The sequence below is a fragment of the Zooshikella harenae genome, assembly GCF_018837975.1.
In the GTDB taxonomy this organism is placed as follows: Bacteria; Pseudomonadota; Gammaproteobacteria; order Pseudomonadales; family Zooshikellaceae; genus Zooshikella; species Zooshikella harenae.
The window spans coordinates 18,104-38,345 of record NZ_JAGSOY010000021.1 but is presented as its reverse complement, the minus strand read 5'-3'; the positions used below and the strand labels follow the sequence as shown (position 1 = coordinate 38,345).

Here is a 20,242-nt window from a genome sequence, read left to right as displayed (position 1 = left end):
ATGGCTGTTCAACAGAACCGTAAAACTCGTTCTAAGCGTGGTATGCGTCGTGCGCATGATGGGCTTTCTACTGCGGCATTAAGTCTTGATGCTGCTACTGGTGAGACACATCGCCGCCACCACGTTTCTCCAGATGGTTTCTACCGTGGTCGTAAAGTTGTATCTAACAACGACGATGAGTAATTCTTGGCAACAATTGCCTTTGATGTGATGGGTGGGGATTATGGTCCCCATGCCTCACTGACAGCAGCTCTCCAATGTCTTTTAATTCATCCTCATCTTAAATTACTGCTGGTGGGTGATGCTGCAGTTATTGGCGAGCTGTTGAGAGGTCAGTCTACTCAGGTGCAACATCGATTGCAGGTGGTTCATGCGCCTGAAGTGATCACAATGACAGATAAGCCTGTCCAAGCGATACGTATGAAGAAAAAAGCATCTATGCGTGTTGCTTTAGAGCTAGTGGCAGAAGGGCAGGCTCAAGCCTGCGTAAGTGCGGGTAATACTGGTGCTTTAATGGCACTGGGTAAAGTCATCGTGCGTACGTTACCAGGTATTGATCGGCCAGCGATTATTACTCGTTTGCCTATAGAGCAGAGTATGACATATTTGCTCGATATTGGCGCCAATGTTGGATGTAGTGCGGATCAGCTCTACCAGTTTGCCGTTATGGGTAGTTGTTTAGTCCGCTTATTGCATGATATATCTGAGCCAACCGTAAGTTTATTAAACGTTGGTGTTGAAGAAACAAAAGGTAATGAGCCAGTTAGGTTAGCAGCACAGTTACTACAGAGTAATGATGACATTAATTACTGTGGTTTTGTTGAAGGCGATGATATTTACAAAAATAAAGTAAATATTGTTGTTTGTGATGGCTTTGTTGGCAATGTTGCATTGAAAGTAAGTGAAGGTTTAGCGGCTTATATAAAAAATACAGTGATAAATGCCTTTCAACAGGTCTGGTGGGGCAGGCTGCTTGCTTTGCTAGCACAGCCGGTATTGAAAACAATACAACAGAAATTAGATCCTCGTTATTATAATGGTGCGAGTTTGTTGGGACTACAGGATGTGGTTGTGAAAAGTCACGGTGCTGCGGATGCTCTGGCATTACAACAGGCTATTGGTTTGGCTGTTAATGAGGTAGAAAAAAATATTCCTGACCTTTTGTCTAAAGAACTGGAAAAACTATTAGTCTCATGAAATATGTAATCCAGTTTTTTTAATCGCAATGTGGATAATATTGGGTTTTAGTGCAGAAAGATTGAATTAAAAAGGCTATCAGTTTACATTTTTTTGGTAATTATTCGGTGTACTATTTAAGGCTAAATATTGCAAGATAATAGCCTTGTAATTTTCCAGCAACATATTTTTACTATGAGTCTCATTTACCATCGCCTATAATTGGCGCGCACTTATAAACTGAGAAGAATTTCATTGTTATGAGTAAAATTGCGTTTGTTTTTCCGGGGCAAGGTTCACAACAAGTTGGTATGCTTCAACAGTTGGCTGATCAATACCCTGAGATCAATGAAACCCTGACAGAAGCTTCTGATGCGATTAGTTTAGATTTGCGCAGACTCATTTTTGAAGGGCCTGCTGATGTGTTGAATCAGACAGAAAACACACAGCCAGCCTTATTAGCTTCCAGTGTGGCTATCTGGCGTGTATGGCAAGCGTTAGGTGGTGCTAAGCCTATATTTATGGCGGGTCATAGCTTGGGAGAGTACTCAGCACTTGTATGTGCTAATAGTATCAGTTTAGTGGATGCTGTTTGCTTAGTTAAACGTCGTGGCCAATTGATGCAAGCTGCTGTCTCTGAAGGGCAGGGCGCGATGGCCGCTGTTTTAGGCCTTGATGATGATGTGGTGCAGCAGGCGTGTGATCAGGTTGCAGATGCCGGTCTTGTTTCTCCTGTTAATTTCAATTCACCTGGCCAGGTTGTTATTGCAGGACAAGCTGCAGCAGTGGATAAAGCAATTAGTGAGGCTGAAGCCTTAGGCGCCAAGAAGGTGGTTAAATTATCTGTCAGTGTTCCTTCTCATTGCGCATTAATGAAACCTGCAGCAGAGCAATTGGCAGAAATATTATCAACTATAGAGATTGCTTTACCTGAAATTGCAGTTGTACAGAATGTTTCAGGACAAGTTGCAGAAACAGCAGATATTATCAGAACTCAGTTGATTGAGCAGCTTTACAGCCCAGTTCAGTGGGTGGCTACAGTCAATACGATGCTTGTTGCTGAAGTTGACACGATAATCGAGTGTGGACCTGGCAAAGTATTATCAGGTTTAAATAAGCGAATTCAACGTAAATTACAGGTGTCGTCTTTAGAAACACCTGACTTGATGAGTAAAGTTCTCTCGTCAACAAGCGTCGCTGTATAAGTGTTTAAAAAAAGGTGAAAAACACATGCAAGGTAAAGTCGCCCTAGTTACTGGAGCTACGCGGGGTATAGGTAAAGCCATTGCGGAACAGTTAGGGCTTGCAGGTGCAACTGTTATTGGTACTGGAACATCAAGTGATAGTGCTGATCAAATTTCTGCTGCATTAGCTGAAAAAAATATTACTGGCCGTGGCTATGCAATGGATGTGACTGATGCGGAACAAGTTGATGCTGTTATTAAGCAAATAACAGATGAATTTGGTGCACCGCTGATTGTTGTCAATAATGCGGGGATTACTCGTGATAATTTAATGCTTCGTTTGAAGCTTGAAGATTGGCAGCAAGTTTTGGATACCAATTTAACTGCTGCGTTTCGAATTTCTAAGGCGTGTTTAAAGGCAATGACCAAAGCACGTTGGGGACGAATTATTAATGTTAGTTCTGTCGTAGGCTCAATGGGCAATGCAGGACAAAGCAACTATGCTGCATCTAAAGCAGGTATTGAAGGCTTCACCCGTGCATTAGCCCGTGAAATTGGCGCTCGTGGAATTACAGTTAATGCTGTCGCCCCAGGTTTCATTGATACCGACATGACGCGAGAATTACCAGAAGCTCACCGTGCAAAATTGCTTGAGCAAATCCCCTTAAATCGCTTGGGTAATCCTAATGAGATTGCCTCAGTGGTCGCTTTTCTGGCTGGGGATGCAGCGGCATACATTACGGGTGAGACAGTGCATGTCAATGGTGGTATGTACATGGGTTAACCCTGTGTTGGCTTTAGTTGTAGATACCAAATAAAGCTAACATATTTGGACTTTTGCGGTTATTTAAGGTTGCAGGTTGATTGTTAAACTTGCACTTTTTACAGTCGGTTTTATAAACTTACACAGCAGCAAGGCTGCATCTGTTTACATAGGAGCAAAACTAGGTATGAGTACCATTGAAGAGCGCGTAAAAAAAATTGTTTGTGAACAGCTTAGTGTTAAAGAAGAAGAAGTAACTAACAATGCTTCATTCGTTGAAGATCTTGGCGCAGACTCACTGGACACTGTTGAGTTGGTAATGGCCCTTGAGGAAGAGTTTGAAACTGAAATTCCTGATGAGGAAGCAGAAAAAATTACTACTGTACAAGAAGCGATTGATTACATTATCGCTAATCAGTAATTTTTTCTAGTTTTCGATCAAATAAAAGCCGCTTCTGCATTGTGTAGAGCGGCTTTTATATTATTTAGTAATGCTTGCGCGTATAAATAATGATCTGTTTTATTCTACTTAAGAATACGACATTTGCCATATACATACGATACTAGAAGTATACAGCTGTTCTAAAGGCATTGTTATATTATAGAGAGGAGAGCTTAGGTGTCTCGTAGAAGAGTGGTGGTCACCGGTCTTGGTTTAATCAGTCCACTCGGCAATGATGTCGAAAGTTGCTGGCAAAATATATTAGCAGGTAAAAGCGGCATTTCTCCAATTGAACATCTTGATGTTCCATCCTTGAATACCCGCTTTGCTGGCATAGTTAAAAACTTAGATATTGAAGCTTACATGTCAGCAAAAGAGGCTCGAAAAGTCGATGTTTTTATTCAGTATGGTATCGCAGCAGCCTCACAAGCGATTTATGACGCTAAGTTTTCTGTGTTACCTGAAAATGCACACCGTATAGGGGTTGCAATAGGTTCAGGCATTGGTGGTTTGTCCACAATTGAGCGAAATGCACAAGTTCTAGTTGAGTCTGGTGCACGACGAATATCCCCTTTCTTTGTCCCTGGCTCAATTGTAAATATGGTGAGTGGCCAGGTTTCAATGCGTTTTGGTTTAAAAGGACCAAACTATGCTTTGGCAACGGCGTGTACCACAGGAACCCACTGTTTGGGCATGGCAGCCCGGAATATAATGTATGGTGAAGCCGATATTATGGTTGCCGGTGGTGCAGAGAAGGCGTCTTGTGGGTTAGGGATGGCTGCTTTTGGTGCTGCACGTGCACTTTCTACCCAAAATGATTGCCCTCAACAGGCCAGCCGTCCTTGGGATAAAGACCGTGATGGTTTTGTGTTAAGTGATGGTGCAGGTGTTTTAGTCTTGGAAGAACTGGAGCATGCAAAGCGTAGAGGGGCAAAAATTTATGCAGAGTTGACTGGCTTTGGCATGAGTGGAGACGCGTACCATGTTACAGCCCCAACAGAGGAAGGTGAAGGTGCCGCCTATTCTATGAAGAATGCTCTTCAGGATGCGAAACTTAATCCAGCTGACATTAACTACATTAATGCTCATGGAACATCAACTCCCGTGGGGGATGTAGCAGAGACCCGTGCTGTTAAAAGTGTTTTTGCTGATCATGCCTATAAACTTGCCATTAGTTCAACAAAATCAATGACAGGCCATTTATTGGGTGCAGCGGGTGCTGTTGAGGCTTTGTTTACCGTATTGTCTCTAAATCAGCAGATAGCACCACCAACAATAAACTTGGATAATCCTGATGATGAGTGCGATTTAGATTATGTGCCTCATCATGCTAAGCTCTTACTCATTCGTCATGCGATGTCAAACTCCTTTGGGTTTGGCGGTACAAATGGTACGTTGATTTTTTCTTGCTATGAGCAGGGTTAGTTGGTAACGCTAGTGTAAGAGGGAGTCATGGCAAAGCAGCTGGGGTGTTGGTTGAATGGTGAGCCTTGTCAATATATAGCTGTTGGTGATCGTGGCCTTAGTTACGGTGATGGACTTTTTGAAACGATGAAGGTTGTTAATCAACAGCCTTCGCTTTGGCACTTGCATAAAACCCGTCTGGCCAATGGTTTGGCACGGTTGGATATCTCTTGTAACCTGGCCGACATTGAGTGCTGGATTTTTGAAGCCTGCCAACAACACCCTGCTGAATTAGGGGTAGCTAAGTTAATTGTTACCCGTGGAGGAGGTGGGCGTGGTTATAGTCCACTGGGGAGTGGCCCAGCTACAGTACTTATTGAGCTTTACCCCTATCCTGATTATCCTGCCGCTAATTGTTCAGCAGGTATACATCTTTTCCCCTGTACAACTCGTCTTGCTCATCAGCCGTTATTGGCAGGTATTAAACACTTAAACCGGCTGGAGCAGGTGCTTGCTCGACAGGAGTGGCAGACTGCAGAGTATGGGGAAGGACTTGTGCTGGATCAGTCTGGTCATGTGGTTGAAGCAACCATGAGCAATGTGTTTCTGGTGTGTGATAATCAATTGATAACTCCAGATCTGAGTCTTTGTGGGGTTGAGGGAACCTGTCGCGCTTTTATTATTGAGCAGGCTGAAAAACGAGGGATGCCTGTTGAAGTGCTAAACGTCACATTAGCGATGTTATTCACGGCAACTGAAGTGTTTGTGTGTAATAGTGTGCTGGGGATCTGGCCTGTTCGAGCTTATCAAGCTCATTGTTGGCCAGAACAAAAATGCTGGCCTATCGGGCACATGACTCAATATTGGCAACAGACCTTAATAGAAGTACTGGGATGAAAAGATTTTTTTTGTGGTCAACTTTATTAGTCACATTGGTAGTAGTGTGTGTAGCAGTTGGCGGTTATTTGTATTTGCAAGGCTATGGCCAAAAAAAGCTACTTAATAATGAACAGTCTCTTAATGTTACTATTAACTCTGGGACTTCTGTCAGGCAGCTGGGTCAGCAACTTGTTAGCCAAGGGGTTGTGAAAGAGCCTTGGTCTTTTGAAGTGTACGTTCGGTATCGTGGTAAAGCTTTACAACTTAAGGCGGGTGAATACGAAGTGCCTGCTCATAGTACAGTAGATGAGCTGATAGCCTTATTGGTACGTGGTAAAACACGCCAGTATGCGATTACCTTTGTCGAAGGATGGACAGTTCGCCAAGTACTTGAGGTGCTTGCTCAAGCACCAAAAGTTGAGCACACCATTACCCCGGACCAATGGCAAGATTTACCTGAGTTGTTGGGGTTTAAAAGTACATACAGTCATCCAGAGGGGCTAATTTTTCCTGATACGTATGCTTATACCGCAGGAACAAAAGATATTGCATTGCTAAAACGAGCCTATGAAAAGATGGAGCGCACATTGGCAGATGAGTGGCCAAAACGTGCTCAGAACTTACCTTACCAAAATGTTTATGAAGCATTAATTATGGCTTCTATCGTTGAGAAGGAAACGGGTGTACCAGAAGAGCGACCAGCAATTGCAGGTGTTTTTGTTCGGCGACTACAAAAAAATATGCGCTTACAGACAGACCCAACAGTTATTTATGGTTTAGGTGAGCACTACGAAGGCAATTTAACACGCAAGCACTTACAGCAAGATACATTGTATAACACGTATCGTATATTGGGGCTTCCCCCAACACCTATTGCTCTTCCTGGAAAATTAGCTATCCAGGCTGCACTGCATCCAGCACCAGGAAATAGCTTGTACTTTGTGGCGAAAGGGGATGGCAGTCATCACTTTTCATCATCGTTAAGAGAGCATAATCGTGCCGTGCGTAAGTATCAGCTTCGTCGCCGGCAGGATTACCGTTCAAACCCTCAAGCTAATTAGTGATACCACAGCATATTTTTTTGATGTTATTTGAATCGCAAATGCCATCAACGTTGAAAGTAACTCAAACTAGAAAAATTTTATGACTGAGCAGCACAAGCAAATAGGTTCGTTTATCACTCTAGAAGGTGGTGAAGGTGTAGGAAAATCGACTAACTTGGCTTTTATTATTGACGATATAAAAAAGCGTGGTCTTTCTGTGGTTAAAACTCGTGAGCCTGGTGGGACTCCAATTGCAGAGCAAGTTAGAGAGTTACTGCTTCACCATGCTGATGAAGCATTGGATCCAAATGCAGAGTTATTGTTAGTGTTTGCGGCCAGAGCACAACACCTGGCTCAGGTGATAAAACCCTCGCTAAATGCAGGCAAGGTTGTCGTTAGCGACCGCTTTACGGATGCCAGCTTTGCGTACCAGGGAGCAGGTAGAGGTTTGTCAACGACGGTACTTGAGACTTTAGAAGCGCTTGTTCAGCAGGCACTTCAGCCAGATTTGACACTGCTATTAGATTTACCTGTTGAGGTAGGCATGACGAGAGTGGCTAAAAGAGGACAAAGTGATCGTTTTGAGCAGCAGCAGCACGATTTTTTTGAGCGTGTGCGAGTGGGCTATTTAGCTCGTGCAAAAGCATATCCAGAGCGGTTTCGTATTATTGATGCTGGACAGCCTTTAGCTGATGTTCAGCAACAAATCAGACAGGTGCTTGATGAGTTTTTCGGTAAGTAATGAACTATCTCTACCCTGGCAGGGACCATTATGGAAGCACTGGTACCAACAGCATCAACAGGGGCGAATGGCGCATGCCTATTTACTGGAAGGTCACAAAGGGCTAGGTAAGTTTCAGTTTGCACAACGTATTGCTTCTGTATTGCTTTGCTCAAATGCCGTCAATGGCACAGCTTGTGGAGTTTGCAAAATCTGTCAATTACTGAAAGCGAATACGCATCCGGATCTTTTGGTGGTTTCTCCAGAACAGGAAGGCAAGCCCATTAGGGTTGATCAAGTTAGAGACTTGCTTGGGTTTGCCAGTAAAACGGCACAGCAGGGTGGTTATCGGGTTATTATTATTCGTCCTGCAGATGCAATGAATATCAATGCATCAAATGCACTTCTGAAGTGTTTAGAAGAGCCAGGTAATAATACGGTAATATTACTTATTACTGATACCAGTAGTGGATTACTCCCAACGATAAAAAGTCGGTGCCAACGATTACAATTTACCCTTCCTGATCTACAAACGGGTATGAGCTGGCTAATGGCGCAAGAGACATCTCTTTCGCAGGAATCTGCAACTTTACTGCTAAATCTAGCCAGCCAAGCACCATTGCTGGCCTGTGATTATTATCATAAGGATGCTTTGGCTATTCGCCAGCAGGTTTTGGAGGGAGTGAAAGCAATTACGAAGCGACAGGTCTCTCCTGTCACTCTGGCTAAACAGTGGCAACCCATTGAATTATCACTCGTTTTAACTTGGCTATTAGACTGGTTAAGCGATATGATAAAAATCTCGCAACTTGGTTGTGATAGTTGTTGCAAAAATAAAGACGTAACGCCAATGTTGACCTATATTGCTAATAAGGCAGGTATTCAAGCACTCTATCAATATTATGACTGGCTGCTGATCCAGCACCAGCACCTGTTAAGCCAAGGCAATTTAAATCTTCCGTTATTGATAGAAGGAGTTCTCATACGTTGGCGCGGTCTGACTCAACGCTGAAAAGCAAGGCAGTAACATGAATAAACCTCCTCGACTTGGCCCTCGTAACGGTATTTTGTCACTTACCATTAAGGATAAGGCTGTTTTATACGCAGCTTACATGCCTTTTGTTGCTAATGGTGGACTTTTTATTCCTACCAATAAGCAATATAAATTGGGTGATGAAGTCTTTATGCTGCTCAACCTGATGGATGAACCAGAAAAAATCCCAGTAGCTGGCAAAGTAATCTGGATTACACCACGACGTGCTCAAGGTAATCGTGCTGCGGGAATTGGTGTACAGTTTAATGGTCAGGATGATATGGCGCGCAGTAAAATTGAAACCTATCTAGCAGGTGCGCTGCAATCTGATCGACCTACTCATACCCTCTAGTTCATACCAATACCTCGCAGTTTCACTTTTTTCTTCAGATCATTCTGGCTGGGTGTCTATTACGCTCAGCCTTGGGAGCGATGTTTTTATAATGTTAGTGGATTCTCATTGTCACCTTGATCGTTTAAAACTGGATGCTTATGACAATAACCTATCTGCTGCAATGCAAGCAGCAGAAGAGGAGGGAGTCAGTCATTTTCTGGCGATTGCCATTAGTATGGAAAACAGCCCTCAGGTAGTTTCAATTGCAGAGCAGTATCCCAATGTGTTTGCCACTGTAGGAGTACATCCTTTAGAGCAAGATGGCAAAGAACCTGATATGGATGCGTTAGTTGTGCTGGCGGATCATCCTAAGGTGGTAGCTATTGGGGAGATGGGGTTGGATTACTACTATGCCAAGGAGAACATTCAGCAACAACAGCAGCGGTTTGCAACTCAGTTACAGGTTGCACAGCAGGTGAATAAACCAGTAGTCATTCATACTCGGGAAGCGAAAGCGGATACCTTGGCATTACTTCGCAGCCATACTATTGAAAAGTTTGGTGGGGTTTTACATTGCTTTACCGAAGACTGGGATATGGCACGCCAAGCGCTGGACTTAGGTATGTATATTTCAATTTCTGGGATTGTCACCTTCCGGCAAGCAGACAATGTCCGTGACGTTGCCAAGAAAATTCCATTGGATCGTTTACTGGTGGAAACAGATGCACCTTATTTAGCTCCTGCTCCATTTCGTGGCAAGACCAACGAACCGAAATATGTTTCAGCGGTTGCCTCCTTTTTGGCTGAATTAAGAGGGGAGTCATTAACGACACTGGCTGAGCAAACCAGTGCCAATTTTTTCCGCTTATTTAAAGAGGCAAAAGCTTAAATGAAGCAAGCCGACTTGGGGTTAGTCACAAAGTAGCTCTTCCCTTTGTTTGAAATATTGAAGTGCTTCAGGGTTAGCCAGTGCATCAGTGTTTTTTACTGGCCGATCATGAATGGTTTCCCGAACGGCTATTTCGACGATTTTGCCGCTACGGGTTCGGGGAATATCGCTAACTTGCAAGATTTTCGCTGGGACATGGCGTGGCGTTGTATTCTGACGAATTGTTAGCTTAATGGCATTCACCAGGTCATCACTCAGCGACAGCTCCGGCTTTAGTTTCACAAACAGTACAATACGACTATCTCCTTGCCAGCTTTGGCAGACTGCAATACATTCTAAGACCTCTGGAATAGTCTCAACTTGCCGGTAAATTTCCGCTGTGCCGATTCGAACACCTCCAGGGTTCAGAACGGCGTCAGCCCGGCCATGAATAATAACCCCTCCATGTGCTGTAATTTCACCAAAGTCACCATGGCTCCAGTATCCAGGATGCTGGCTAAAATAAGCCACATGATACTTTTGCTGGTCAGGATCATTCCAAAAACCTATTGGCATGGAAGGAAAGCTCTTACGGCAGACCAACTCACCTTTTTCATTCACCTTGGCTTGGTCACCGTTTCGCATGAAGACTACGTCCATGCCAAGCCCAATACACTGTAATTCACCACGATAGACAGGAAGGATTGGGCAGCTGAGGGCGAAGCAAGAAATGATATCCGTACCTCCTGAGATTGAGGATAGACAGATGTCCTTCTTAATATCGCGATAGACATAATCAAAGCTGTCATCAGCCAGGGGGGAGCCAGTGGACAATAAGGTACGCAGGGCTGAGAGACGGTGACGCTGTGCAGGAATTACTTCCTGTTTTTGCAATGCAGATAAATACTTGGCACTGGTGCCAAACACACTGACATCTTCAGTTTCAACAATATCAAAAAGAATAGAGGGGGTTGGATGAAATGGGGAACCATCGTAAAGAACCAGGGTTAATCCTAAGGCGAGTGCACTCACTTGCCAGTTCCACATCATCCAACCACAGGTGGTGAAATATAAAAAGACATCATCATCTTTTAGGTCAGTATGCAGGCCTAGCTCTTTCAAGTGTTGGAGTAGTGTGCCCCCTATGCTATGAATAATGCATTTAGGTTTGCCTGTGGTGCCTGAAGAGTAAAGAATGTAAAGCGGGGCATTAAAGGGGACGGGGGTGAAGGTAAGTGTAGGCGTGGGTAAAGCGGTATCCAGCCAGTCTTGCCAATGGCTGATATTAGGCAAAGTAGGAGGCTTGGCTCCTGGGTTGGCGAAGTTGATAACAACAGTTTGCACTAAGCAATCCAGGTTTTGGACAAGGTGAGAGACTTTGTCCTGAATATCAATGTGTTTGCCATTATAGAAATAGCCATCCGCGGTAAACAGTACCTTGGGTGTAATTTGATCAAACCGGTCTAAAGCACCTTGCCAACCAAAATCGGGTGAGCAACTGCTCCAGACTGCACCTAAACTGGCTGTTGCTAGCATGGCAATAATGGCTTCAGGACAGTTTGGTAAGTAGCCTACAATTCTGTCTCCCTGAGTAATGCCATGCTGCTTAAGCTTTGTGGCCACCTTTGCTACCTGTTGGTAGAGCTCGTGATAGCTGATCACCGAACGCTGGCCCTGTTCACCACGAAAAATAATCGCAGGTTTATGATCACGACGTGAGAGTAAGTGTTCTGCATAGTTTAATGTGGCGCCTTTAAACCACTCAGCCCCTGGCATGTTATGGTCATTTTCCAATATGGCCTTAGGTGGTTGATGCCAGCGTATGTCATAAAACTTACTGAGCAATGACCAAAACTTTGGGCGGTGTTTTATTGACCACTCATGGAGATGGGGATAGTCCACTAATGTTGTCGTATAGTGATGGTTTACCCTGGTCATAAAAGCGGTCATATTACTGGCCGCTACACGGGCCTGGCTTGGTTTCCACAGCAGTTTACTCATAATCATCCCAATGTCGTACATTTGATTTTTATTGTTACGCTAGCGGGTCATATCATGATTTTTTTAGCTGAGAATAGAGTGCACGTGCAACCTTGCTCTGATTGGGGCGATTAAGTTGTTGGCAAATCCAGTGACTGACCGTTATGAGTGATGAAAGGTCAATATTGGATTGAATCCCTAATCCATTTAGCAGATACACTACATCCTCAGTGGCTACATTGCCGCTGGCTCCCTGGGCATAGGGACACCCTCCCAGCCCGGCGATAGCACTATCTACAATGGCAATCCCTTCCTCAAGCATGGCGTAGATGTTGGCCAGTGCTTGCCCATAAGTATCATGAAAATGCACAGCGAGCTGAGAAAGAGGCACATAGTGTGCGACAGCAGCTAACATCCGTTTACAGGCTAATGGGTTGCCCGCGCCAATCGTATCACCCAGTGAGATTTCATCACACCCCATTTCGTTTAACTGTTGGGCAACCCAGGCGACTTGTTGGGGCGTAATATCACCAGTGTAAGGACATCCCACAGTACAGGAGATATAACCTCTGACCCGCAGCTTTTGGGCTTTTGCTTTATCAATCAGTGGGATAAAACGTTCCAGGCTTTCGGCAATTGAGCAGTTAATATTATGCTTGCTAAATGCTTCACTGGCGGCTGCAAATACAGCGATTTCATTGGGTTGACAGTTCAGTGCTCGCTCAAATCCGCGAAGATTCGGTGTTAACACACTGTAGATCACCTCGGGTGAGCGTTGCAGTTGCTGCATGACCTGTTCAGTATCAGCCATTTGAGGAACCCATTTGGGCGAAACAAAACTACCCGTTTCAATATGTCTGATACCTGTTGAAACAAGCTGCTCAATAAGCTGGCATTTTAGTGATATGGGTAATGAGTTTGGCTCGTTTTGTAAGCCATCCCGAGGACCAACTTCCACAATACGAACATGACTAGGTAAGCTCATGCTGTTACCTCACTGTCTGAAGACTCAACATCTTCCCTTTCAAAATCCAGTAGCTCAAAGCCGGCAGTCACTAATGCGCCAGGTTGGCAGTGAAAGCGTGTGACTTTCCCAGCAGCGGGCGCTCTGATGGTGTGTTCCATTTTCATGGCTTCTAAGATCAGTAAGGGGGTGTTTTTGGTTACTGCATCCCCCGTTTTTACCAATAGTGCAACAACGCTGCCAGGCATAGGAGCTGTTAGCTCCGAGCCAGTTTCATCTTCTGCTGATTGGTGATGACGCTGTTGTTGAAAGTGAAACCATTCGCCAGCACATTGCACCTTAATCGAGGCATCACCTAATGTCCCCAGCTGATAGTGAGTAATGAGAGAATGTCGATGTTGGTCAGTAGTCTGTAATGTAATGACATTACCTTTTCGCCAGAAGTGGTATGCCTGAGATTCTTCGGCTAAGGCAACTTCCAGCGTTTGAGCATCAATTTCACGCATCGCTATGGTAAAAGCCTGCTGCCCGTGATGCAGGGTTAACGTCAGCAAGTTTGGTTGATTTAAGCGCCAGGCATGGTTACTACGCCATGGAGAATAAGGGTCTGTTGTTTGGTAGTGAACAGGGGAGCGTGGCGCATCGAGCCAGGCGATAGCAGCTCCTATAAGGGCGATATTCCGGTGCTGGTCAGACGGCTGTTGAATGCTTGAAACTACACGCTCAACATACTGGGTATCTGTTTGGCCATGACATACTTCAGGTTGCTGTAATAGACGATATAAGAACCCTTGGTTGGTGGTTATACCCCATAACTGCAGTTTACTGAGTGCCTGTTGCAGGCGTTGTATTGCGGCTGGACGTGTGGCTCCCCAACTAATAATTTTGGCTAAGAGTGGGTCATAATGAATGCTAATTTCATCACCTTGCTGAATACCAGTATCAATGCGCAAATGGCTTATTTCGGGCCAGGCTAAGTGGGTAATGGTTCCTGTTGCGGGCAAGAAGCCTTGTTGAGGGTTTTCCGCATATAAGCGCAGTTCTATGGCATGACCGTTAATAGCCAATTGCTGTTGACGACAGGGGAGATGCTCACCCTGAGCGATGAGTAGTTGCCATTCCACCAAATCTTGCTTTGTTATCATTTCCGTCACAGGATGCTCAACCTGTAGGCGAGTATTCATCTCCATGAAGTAGAACTGCTCATCTTTACAGACTAAGAACTCAACAGTTCCTGCGCCGATATAGCCAATGGCTTTGGCGGCGCGAAGTGCTGCTTCACCCATTCGCTCACGTAATTTTGCGGATAAGCCTGGAGCGGGGGCTTCTTCAACGATTTTTTGGTGACGACGTTGCAGGGAACAGTCTCGCTCGAACAGAGACACGCCATGCCCTTGTTGATCCATGAAAATCTGGACTTCAATGTGTCGTGGTTGGGCAAGGTATTTTTCCAGGAGTAAGGTATCGTCGCCAAAGCTCTTTTGGGCTTCGCGTTGTGCTGCGGCCATTTCAGTGGCGAGTTCACTGGATTGATGAACGATACGCATGCCTTTACCACCACCACCAGCAGCAGCTTTAAGTAGTACCGGATAGCCAATTTCTTGAGCACTTTGCTGAAAGGCCGCGAGTGATTGATCCTGCCCATGATAGCCTGGTAGCAAAGGCACGTCGGCCTTTTGTAAGTGTTGTTTAGCAGCCTGCTTGCTGCCCATGATACTGATGGCTTGCGCAGGGGGACCGACAAAAGTGATGCCTGCTTGTTGGCAAGCTGCAGCAAAATCAGCATTTTCGGATAAAAAGCCATAACCTGGGTGAATAGCTTCAGCTTCAGCCTGTTTGGCAATTGCTATAATTTTCTTACTGTTCAGGTAGCTTTCTGAAGCAGGAGCAGGACCCAGAGCATAAGCTTCATCCGCTAATTGAACATGAAGGGCATGTTGGTCTGCTGATGAGTAAACTGCAACGCAGCGTATACCCATTGCTTGGGCTGTATGGATAATGCGACAGGCTATTTCACCGCGGTTGGCTATCAAGAGTGTACGCATTATTCAGACCTCGCCGTGTTTGAGTCGTTTTCAGGTTGGCCTTGAGCTACTTTTGCATGTTCGTTGAGGTGCCACTCAGGAGGTCGTTTGGTGAGAAAGGCTTGCATACCTTCTTGCCCTTCAGCAGAGGTGCGAATGTCTGCGATTAACTGTTGGGTATAGCGCACCAATTCAGGTGAAATGGGGTGGTAAGCCACATTGGCAATTAACTGTTTCGCTGCCTGTAAAGCATGAGGTCCGTTATTCAGTAAGCGTTGAATAAAACGCTCAGTGGTGGTGGCAAGCTCATCAGCTTCACAGACTAAGTGAACGAGTCCTAGTTGTTCTGCGATAACAGCATCAAAGCTTTCTGCGGTGAGAAAATAGCGTCGTGCTGCTCGAGGGCCAATCGCCTGAATCACATAAGGACTTATAACTGCGGGCACTAGCCCCAGCTTAACTTCACTTAGGCAAAAAGAAGCCTTGGGCGTTGCCACAGCAATATCACAGCAGGCCACTAAACCAACAGCACCACCATAGGCAGCGCCATGAACCTGGCCGATAACTGGGTGAGGGAAGTCATTAACGGTTTGTAGCAGGGTAGCAAGTTGGCCCGCATCTGCCATATTATCTTGATGGGTAGCAGAGGCCATACGTTGCATCCAGGTCAGGTCTGCACCTGCACTAAAGTGTTTTCCTTCACCATTAATGATTAATAATCTGATTTGGGGGTGTGCAGCCAGCGCCTGTAGTTGCGTAATGAGCTCAGCAATCATGGTGTCATCAAAGGCGTTGTGGACTTGAGACCGGCTTAAAGTAAGGGTGGCAACGCCATCTTTACGGCAAGTGACTTGTAAATAGGCAGATGAATAGAGCGCTTCCATGACAACTCCTTACATTCGAAAGATGCCAAACTGGCTGTTAGAAATAGGGGCATTAAGACAGGTAGATAAACTCAGTCCGAGTACTGTCCTGGTTTGGGCTGGGTCGATGATGCCATCATCCCATAGGCGGGCACTGGCGTAATAGGCGCAGGCCTGGTGTTCATACTCGGCGACTAGTTCAGTTCGGTAGCTATCACGCTCAGCTTGAGGCCAGCTCTGCTGACGTTTACTAAGGGCAGCCTCTTTTATTTGAACTAAGACGTCAGCCGCTTGTTCTCCCCCCATCACTGAGATGCGGGCATTGGGCCATAACCACAGAAAGCGAGGATCATAAGCACGGCCACACATGCCATAGTTGCCTGCACCATAACTACCACCAATGATCACAGTAAGCTTGGGTACGTTTGCGCAGGCCACAGCATTAACTAGCTTAGCCCCATGTTTGGCGATACCTTCGCTTTCATACTGGCGGCCAACCATAAAGCCCGTAATGTTCTGTAAAAACAGCAGTGGAATGCCGCGTTGGCAGCAAAGTTGAATAAAATGGGCACCCTTCTGAGCTGACTCAGAAAACAGCACGCCATTGTTGGCCAGAATGCCAATGGGATATCCCCATAGCCGAGCAAAGCCACAGACTAATGTTGTTCCGAATAAGCGCTTGAATTCATCAAAAACTGAGCCATCGACTAAGCGGGTAATGATTTCTCGGACATCAAAGGGTTTACGGCTGTCATCAGGAATGATGCCGTATAGCTCTTCAGCAGGATACAAGGGAGGCTCAACAGGCATAATATCCAGCGTTGCCTTGGTAGGCCGATTGAGTTGAGCAACACACTGGCGAGCCAGTTGTAATGCATGCTCGTCATTTTCGGCGTAGTAGTCTGTTACCCCTGAAAGTTTACAGTGGGTATCTGCGCCACCTAGCGCCTCAGCCGTGACGGTTTCACCCGTGGCGGCTTTAACCAAAGGTGGTCCAGCCAAGAAAATAGTACCCTGTTGTTTCACTATAATGCTTTCGTCAGCCATTGCAGGCACATACGCACCACCTGCTGTACAGGACCCCATCACCACAGCGATTTGTGGAATACCCTGGGCTGACATTCGCGCTTGGTTAAAGAAAATACGACCAAAGTGGTCTCGGTCAGGAAATACTTCAGCTTGGCGTGGCAGGTTGGCACCACCAGAGTCAACTAAGTAAATACAAGGTAGGTGGTTTTGTGCGGCAATCTCTTGAGCGCGTAGATGCTTTTTGACGGTTAAGGGGTAGTAGCTTCCCCCTTTAACAGTTGCATCGTTGGCAATAATCATACACTCAATACCGGCTACCTGACCGATACCAGCAATAATTCCCGCTGCAGGCACTGCCTCGTCGTAGACTTCCCAAGCTGCAAACTGGCCAATTTCTAAGAAGGGGCTACGGCTATCCAGTAAGTGATTGATGCGCTCACGAGCAGGTAGTTTGCCTCGTGCTTGGTGGCGGGCCATAGCCTTTGGCCCACCACCTTCAGTGATGGACGCCAGACGGGTTTTTAAGGTCAGCGTGAGTTGTTGATGGTAGTCACTATAGCGTCGGTACGTATCACTTTGGGTATCAAGCTGGCTGGTAATAACAGACATAACTTTGGATATCCTTACTGTGAAATTCCATATCACCTGACCAAATTAGTCGTCAGCCAATCAGTCAGGTATGTACTTCTTTTCTTATTCTTCTTTTGCTGAATGAAGTGGTGTCTTACTTCAAGCACTTACTTAGAATGTTCAAACAGCTCACGGCCAATCAACATGCGACGAATTTCAGAGGTACCAGCGCCAATCTCATAAAGTTTGGCATCTCTAAGCAGTCGGCCAGTGGGGTAATCATTGATATAACCATTACCACCCAGGATTTGTATGGCATCAAGCGCCATTTGAGTTGCTTTTTCTGCGCAATAAAGAATGACGCCTGCCGCATCAGTTCGGGTTGTTTCGCCACGGTCACAGGCTTGGGCCACGGTATAAAGGTAGGCACGGCAGGCATTTAGCGTGGTATACATATCAGCTACTTTGCCTTGGATGAGCTGAAACTCGCCAATAGCTTGCCCAAACTGATGACGTTGGTGAGTGTAAGGTATCACCACATCAAGGCAAGCTTGCATGATACCCACTGGGCCTGCGGCCAGAACCACACGCTCATAGTCCAGGCCACTCATAAGGACTTTGACGCCTTCATTTTCTTTGCCAAGGATATTGGTGGCAGGCACCATACAATCCTGAAAAACCAGCTCACAGGTGTTGGAGCCACGCATACCTAACTTATCCAGCTTCTGTGCCTGACTAAAGCCTGCAAAACCTCGTTCGACGATAAATGCAGTAATGCCTCGAGGGCCTTTATCCTTAGCGGTTTTGGCATAGACCACATAGGTTTGGGCATCAGGGCCATTGGTAATCCACATTTTGTTACCATTGAGTCGGAAATGATCACCTTCGCGCTTAGCGGTCAACTTCATGCTGACAACATCTGAACCTGCATTCGGTTCGCTCATAGCTAGAGCCCCGACATAATCACCACTGATCAGTTTGGGGAGGTAGCGCTGTCGCTGCTCTGGTGTGCCGTTACGACGAATTTGGTTAACACAAAGATTGGAGTGTGCACCATAACTTAAGCCTACTGATGCTGAGCCACGGCTAATTTCCTCCATCGCAATAGCATGGGCCAGATAGCCCATACCGCTTCCCCCTAAACTTTCCTCAACAGTAATACCCAGTAAACCGAGATCACCTAACTTGGTCCATAACCCTTTAGGAAAGGCATTGTCGCGGTCAATACTATCCGCTAAGGGGGTGATTTCTTTTTGGGTAAATTGATACACCTGAGAGCGAAGCAGATCCATCGTTTCACCAAGTGCAAAGTTCAGGGTGGGATAACAGGTATGCATAGTAAGGTCCTTTATCTTATTTATTATGATGCGTAGATGAAGGGGTGATGATGCCTTGCTGTTTGGCTAGAGCTGCCAGACAACGTGCTTTAGCTGCAGAGAGCTCCTCCTGCATGACTTTGATATCGTCAAGCTGGTGGGCGAGTTGTATCTGACGTTGGTCGATTGCCACTAGAAAATGCTGAAGCTGTTTACGGTTGTCTGTTGCTGGGTCATACATATTGATGAGCTCCAAGCATTCATCGAGGGAGAATCCTAATCGCTTACCTCGAAGGATAAGCTTTAACGTGACTCTATCCTTATTGCTGTAAATGCGTCGATTTCCATCTCGCTGAGGGTTAAGTAGCCCTTTATCTTCATAAAATCGAATGGTCCGTGGGGTAACACAGTACGCCTTGGCTAACTCAGAAATACTGTAAGTCTCTGACTCTAAATGATTCATTGTTTTTATGGTTGTGATTTATGGGCGTTTGCAACAGTTTGTTCAGTTGACGCTGATTGAGCGAGAATCGAAACCTTCGGTAACTACGTATAACCTTTACGTAAACGTAAACCTTAGATATGAGCATTGGCAAGTTCAGCAGGATTTATGACAAGAACATAAAGTGTCAACTATCTGTGACAGCTAAGTGAGTGAGGGGTAGTAAGAAAGGTTGAATAAGGGCTACAGCATTGTGTTATTAGCACTGAGTTCTTTACAAATCTTAATGATACAGTCACGCATCCAATGGCTCGCAGCATCGAGTTCAGTGCTTTCATGCCAATAAAGGTGGGCTTCCATGGTAGGAATATCACTAAAGGGTAAGTTGACGCAGTGTAGATCAGGATAAGCTCGGGCAAATCGCTCAGGCACGGTCATCGCTAAGTTACTTCGTCTGACTACCAAGGGGGCCATTAAATAATGCTGGGCGCTTAAGGCAATTTGACGGTTAATACCCTGACGACCCAGCGCGATATCAACCTCATCTACGCGGCTGTCAAAACGACTGGATATTTGTACATGTTTTAAAGAAAGATATTCTTCATTGGTGATAGAGGCTTTAGCCAGGGGGTGATCATGGCGCATTACACAGACATAGTTATCTTCAAATAAAGATACATGTTTAACTTGAGGGTCTGTATTAAGAGGAGCATCAATAACAAAGTCGAGGCGTCCAGAAGCAAGCTCTTTGGTGGCTTCACGACGTTGTACAGGCATGCTGGTGATATTAACACGAGGTGCCATATCATCTAGCTTGCCAAATAGGCGGGGAAGAATGACTGCTTCAACTAAATCGCCCATGCTGACACGGTATTGACGCTCTGAATCTAAAGCCACAAATTGATCGGTCTGCTGTACACTGCGGCGGATAAGCTGAAGCGCCTGACGTACAGCACCTATAACATTTTGAGCAACAGGCGTGGGAACCATGCCATGCGCTGTTCTAATGAAAAGCTGGTCATTGAAAATTTCTCGTAACCGAGATAGTGCATTACTGACGGCTGGTTGAGTGATACCAATAATATGCCCAGCGCGGGTTAGGTTTGCTTCTGTGTATATCGCATCAAAGACAACAAATAGGTTGAGATCGATTTTACTTAAATTCATGACCGGCCTCTTGCATAACAACTGCTTTACTTCTGTGCAA

At 45.5% G+C, this 20,242-nt stretch carries 20 protein-coding genes; 12 read left to right on the top strand and 8 right to left on the bottom strand.

What is annotated here, in order from left to right:
* The 12 genes from rpmF to KCG35_RS10715 all read left to right on the top strand — a co-directional run bounded on the left by rpmF (position 1) and on the right by KCG35_RS10715 (position 9,868).
* The gene (gene rpmF, locus KCG35_RS10770; RefSeq protein ID WP_215819701.1) at positions 1-183 is read left to right on the top strand and encodes a 50S ribosomal protein L32; all 183 of its coding nucleotides are present in this window, start codon (positions 1-3) and stop codon (positions 181-183) included.
* 3 nt (positions 184-186) lie between these two features.
* Positions 187-1,197, top strand: a complete 1,011-nt coding sequence (plsX, locus tag KCG35_RS10765; RefSeq protein WP_230409130.1) for a phosphate acyltransferase PlsX — start codon at positions 187-189, stop codon at positions 1,195-1,197.
* A gap of 239 nt (positions 1,198-1,436) precedes the next feature.
* Positions 1,437-2,381, top strand: coding sequence for an ACP S-malonyltransferase (fabD, locus tag KCG35_RS10760; RefSeq protein WP_215819700.1), 945 nt, complete (start codon positions 1,437-1,439; stop codon positions 2,379-2,381).
* 25 nt (positions 2,382-2,406) lie between these two features.
* Positions 2,407-3,144 carry a 3-oxoacyl-ACP reductase FabG gene (fabG, locus tag KCG35_RS10755; RefSeq protein ID WP_215819699.1) on the top strand — a complete coding sequence of 246 codons (738 nt, stop codon included), beginning with the start codon at positions 2,407-2,409 and terminating at the stop codon, positions 3,142-3,144.
* Positions 3,145-3,310: 166 nt separating this feature from the next.
* Positions 3,311-3,544 carry an acyl carrier protein gene (acpP, locus tag KCG35_RS10750; protein ID WP_027708677.1) on the top strand — a complete coding sequence of 78 codons (234 nt, stop codon included), beginning with the start codon at positions 3,311-3,313 and terminating at the stop codon, positions 3,542-3,544.
* 198 nt (positions 3,545-3,742) lie between these two features.
* Positions 3,743-4,990 (top strand): beta-ketoacyl-ACP synthase II, encoded by a 1,248-nt coding sequence (gene fabF, locus KCG35_RS10745; protein ID WP_215819698.1) that lies wholly within the window; start codon positions 3,743-3,745, stop codon positions 4,988-4,990.
* Between the two features lie 27 nt (positions 4,991-5,017).
* Positions 5,018-5,866 carry an aminodeoxychorismate lyase gene (gene pabC, locus KCG35_RS10740; protein ID WP_215819697.1) on the top strand — a complete coding sequence of 283 codons (849 nt, stop codon included), beginning with the start codon at positions 5,018-5,020 and terminating at the stop codon, positions 5,864-5,866.
* Complete coding sequence (gene mltG, locus KCG35_RS10735) at positions 5,863-6,909, top strand: endolytic transglycosylase MltG (protein ID WP_215819696.1); 1,047 nt, start codon at positions 5,863-5,865, stop codon at positions 6,907-6,909. The genes pabC and mltG overlap by 4 nt, the downstream gene beginning before the upstream one ends.
* 82 nt (positions 6,910-6,991) lie before the next feature.
* Positions 6,992-7,633 carry a dTMP kinase gene (gene tmk / locus KCG35_RS10730; RefSeq protein ID WP_215819695.1) on the top strand — a complete coding sequence of 214 codons (642 nt, stop codon included), beginning with the start codon at positions 6,992-6,994 and terminating at the stop codon, positions 7,631-7,633.
* Positions 7,614-8,624 carry a DNA polymerase III subunit delta' gene (locus KCG35_RS10725; protein WP_215819694.1) on the top strand — a complete coding sequence of 337 codons (1,011 nt, stop codon included), beginning with the start codon at positions 7,614-7,616 and terminating at the stop codon, positions 8,622-8,624. Before tmk ends, KCG35_RS10725 begins: the two co-directional genes overlap by 20 nt.
* Before the next feature lie 16 nt (positions 8,625-8,640).
* Positions 8,641-8,997 carry a PilZ domain-containing protein gene (locus KCG35_RS10720; RefSeq protein ID WP_215819693.1) on the top strand — a complete coding sequence of 119 codons (357 nt, stop codon included), beginning with the start codon at positions 8,641-8,643 and terminating at the stop codon, positions 8,995-8,997.
* 91 nt (positions 8,998-9,088) lie between these two features.
* Entirely contained in the window at positions 9,089-9,868 is a 780-nt protein-coding gene (locus KCG35_RS10715) for a TatD family hydrolase (protein WP_215819692.1), read from the top strand.
* Positions 9,869-9,889: 21 nt separating this feature from the next.
* On the opposite strand, the gene KCG35_RS10710 is transcribed toward KCG35_RS10715, so the two are convergent.
* The 8 genes from KCG35_RS10710 to KCG35_RS10675 all read right to left on the bottom strand — a co-directional run bounded on the left by KCG35_RS10710 (position 9,890) and on the right by KCG35_RS10675 (position 20,202).
* Complete coding sequence (locus KCG35_RS10710) at positions 9,890-11,848, bottom strand: acetoacetate--CoA ligase (protein ID WP_215819691.1); 1,959 nt, start codon at positions 11,846-11,848, stop codon at positions 9,890-9,892.
* Between the two features lie 52 nt (positions 11,849-11,900).
* Complete coding sequence (locus KCG35_RS10705; protein ID WP_215819690.1) at positions 11,901-12,812, bottom strand: hydroxymethylglutaryl-CoA lyase; 912 nt, start codon at positions 12,810-12,812, stop codon at positions 11,901-11,903.
* Positions 12,809-14,836 (bottom strand): acetyl/propionyl/methylcrotonyl-CoA carboxylase subunit alpha, encoded by a 2,028-nt coding sequence (locus KCG35_RS10700; protein ID WP_230409129.1) that lies wholly within the window; start codon positions 14,834-14,836, stop codon positions 12,809-12,811. Before KCG35_RS10700 ends, KCG35_RS10705 begins: the two co-directional genes overlap by 4 nt.
* Positions 14,836-15,699, bottom strand: coding sequence for an enoyl-CoA hydratase/isomerase family protein (locus KCG35_RS10695; RefSeq protein WP_215819689.1), 864 nt, complete (start codon positions 15,697-15,699; stop codon positions 14,836-14,838). Before KCG35_RS10695 ends, KCG35_RS10700 begins: the two co-directional genes overlap by 1 nt.
* A 9-nt stretch (positions 15,700-15,708) precedes the next feature.
* The gene (locus tag KCG35_RS10690) at positions 15,709-17,316 is read right to left on the bottom strand and encodes a carboxyl transferase domain-containing protein (protein ID WP_215819688.1); all 1,608 of its coding nucleotides are present in this window, start codon (positions 17,314-17,316) and stop codon (positions 15,709-15,711) included.
* Positions 17,317-17,444: 128 nt separating this feature from the next.
* Complete coding sequence (locus KCG35_RS10685; RefSeq protein ID WP_215819687.1) at positions 17,445-18,614, bottom strand: isovaleryl-CoA dehydrogenase; 1,170 nt, start codon at positions 18,612-18,614, stop codon at positions 17,445-17,447.
* A 16-nt stretch (positions 18,615-18,630) separates the two neighbouring features.
* The gene (locus KCG35_RS10680) at positions 18,631-19,056 is read right to left on the bottom strand and encodes a MerR family transcriptional regulator (protein WP_215819686.1); all 426 of its coding nucleotides are present in this window, start codon (positions 19,054-19,056) and stop codon (positions 18,631-18,633) included.
* Between the two features lie 222 nt (positions 19,057-19,278).
* Positions 19,279-20,202 carry a LysR family transcriptional regulator gene (locus tag KCG35_RS10675; RefSeq protein ID WP_215819685.1) on the bottom strand — a complete coding sequence of 308 codons (924 nt, stop codon included), beginning with the start codon at positions 20,200-20,202 and terminating at the stop codon, positions 19,279-19,281.
* Between the last annotated feature and the right edge of the window lie 40 nt (positions 20,203-20,242).

Bases quoted from the DNA above. Each gene is read 5' to 3' on its own strand.
- rpmF (WP_215819701.1), top strand. From the start codon at position 1: ATGGCTGTTCAACAGAACCGTAAAACTCGTTCTAAGCGTGGTATGCGT.
- fabD (WP_215819700.1), top strand. From the start codon at position 1,437: ATGAGTAAAATTGCGTTTGTTTTTCCGGGGCAAGGTTCACAACAAGTT.
- fabG (WP_215819699.1), top strand. From the start codon at position 2,407: ATGCAAGGTAAAGTCGCCCTAGTTACTGGAGCTACGCGGGGTATAGGT.
- acpP (WP_027708677.1), top strand. From the start codon at position 3,311: ATGAGTACCATTGAAGAGCGCGTAAAAAAAATTGTTTGTGAACAGCTT.
- pabC (WP_215819697.1), top strand. From the start codon at position 5,018: ATGGCAAAGCAGCTGGGGTGTTGGTTGAATGGTGAGCCTTGTCAATAT.
- mltG (WP_215819696.1), top strand. From the start codon at position 5,863: ATGAAAAGATTTTTTTTGTGGTCAACTTTATTAGTCACATTGGTAGTA.
- tmk (WP_215819695.1), top strand. From the start codon at position 6,992: ATGACTGAGCAGCACAAGCAAATAGGTTCGTTTATCACTCTAGAAGGT.
- KCG35_RS10725 (WP_215819694.1), top strand. From the start codon at position 7,614: ATGAGTTTTTCGGTAAGTAATGAACTATCTCTACCCTGGCAGGGACCA.
- KCG35_RS10720 (WP_215819693.1), top strand. From the start codon at position 8,641: ATGAATAAACCTCCTCGACTTGGCCCTCGTAACGGTATTTTGTCACTT.
- KCG35_RS10715 (WP_215819692.1), top strand. From the start codon at position 9,089: ATGTTAGTGGATTCTCATTGTCACCTTGATCGTTTAAAACTGGATGCT.
- KCG35_RS10710 (WP_215819691.1), bottom strand. From the start codon at position 11,848: ATGAGTAAACTGCTGTGGAAACCAAGCCAGGCCCGTGTAGCGGCCAGT.
- KCG35_RS10705 (WP_215819690.1), bottom strand. From the start codon at position 12,812: ATGAGCTTACCTAGTCATGTTCGTATTGTGGAAGTTGGTCCTCGGGAT.
- KCG35_RS10700 (WP_230409129.1), bottom strand. From the start codon at position 14,836: ATGCGTACACTCTTGATAGCCAACCGCGGTGAAATAGCCTGTCGCATT.
- KCG35_RS10695 (WP_215819689.1), bottom strand. From the start codon at position 15,699: ATGGAAGCGCTCTATTCATCTGCCTATTTACAAGTCACTTGCCGTAAA.
- KCG35_RS10690 (WP_215819688.1), bottom strand. From the start codon at position 17,316: ATGTCTGTTATTACCAGCCAGCTTGATACCCAAAGTGATACGTACCGA.
- KCG35_RS10685 (WP_215819687.1), bottom strand. From the start codon at position 18,614: ATGCATACCTGTTATCCCACCCTGAACTTTGCACTTGGTGAAACGATG.
- KCG35_RS10680 (WP_215819686.1), bottom strand. From the start codon at position 19,056: ATGAATCATTTAGAGTCAGAGACTTACAGTATTTCTGAGTTAGCCAAG.
- KCG35_RS10675 (WP_215819685.1), bottom strand. From the start codon at position 20,202: ATGAATTTAAGTAAAATCGATCTCAACCTATTTGTTGTCTTTGATGCG.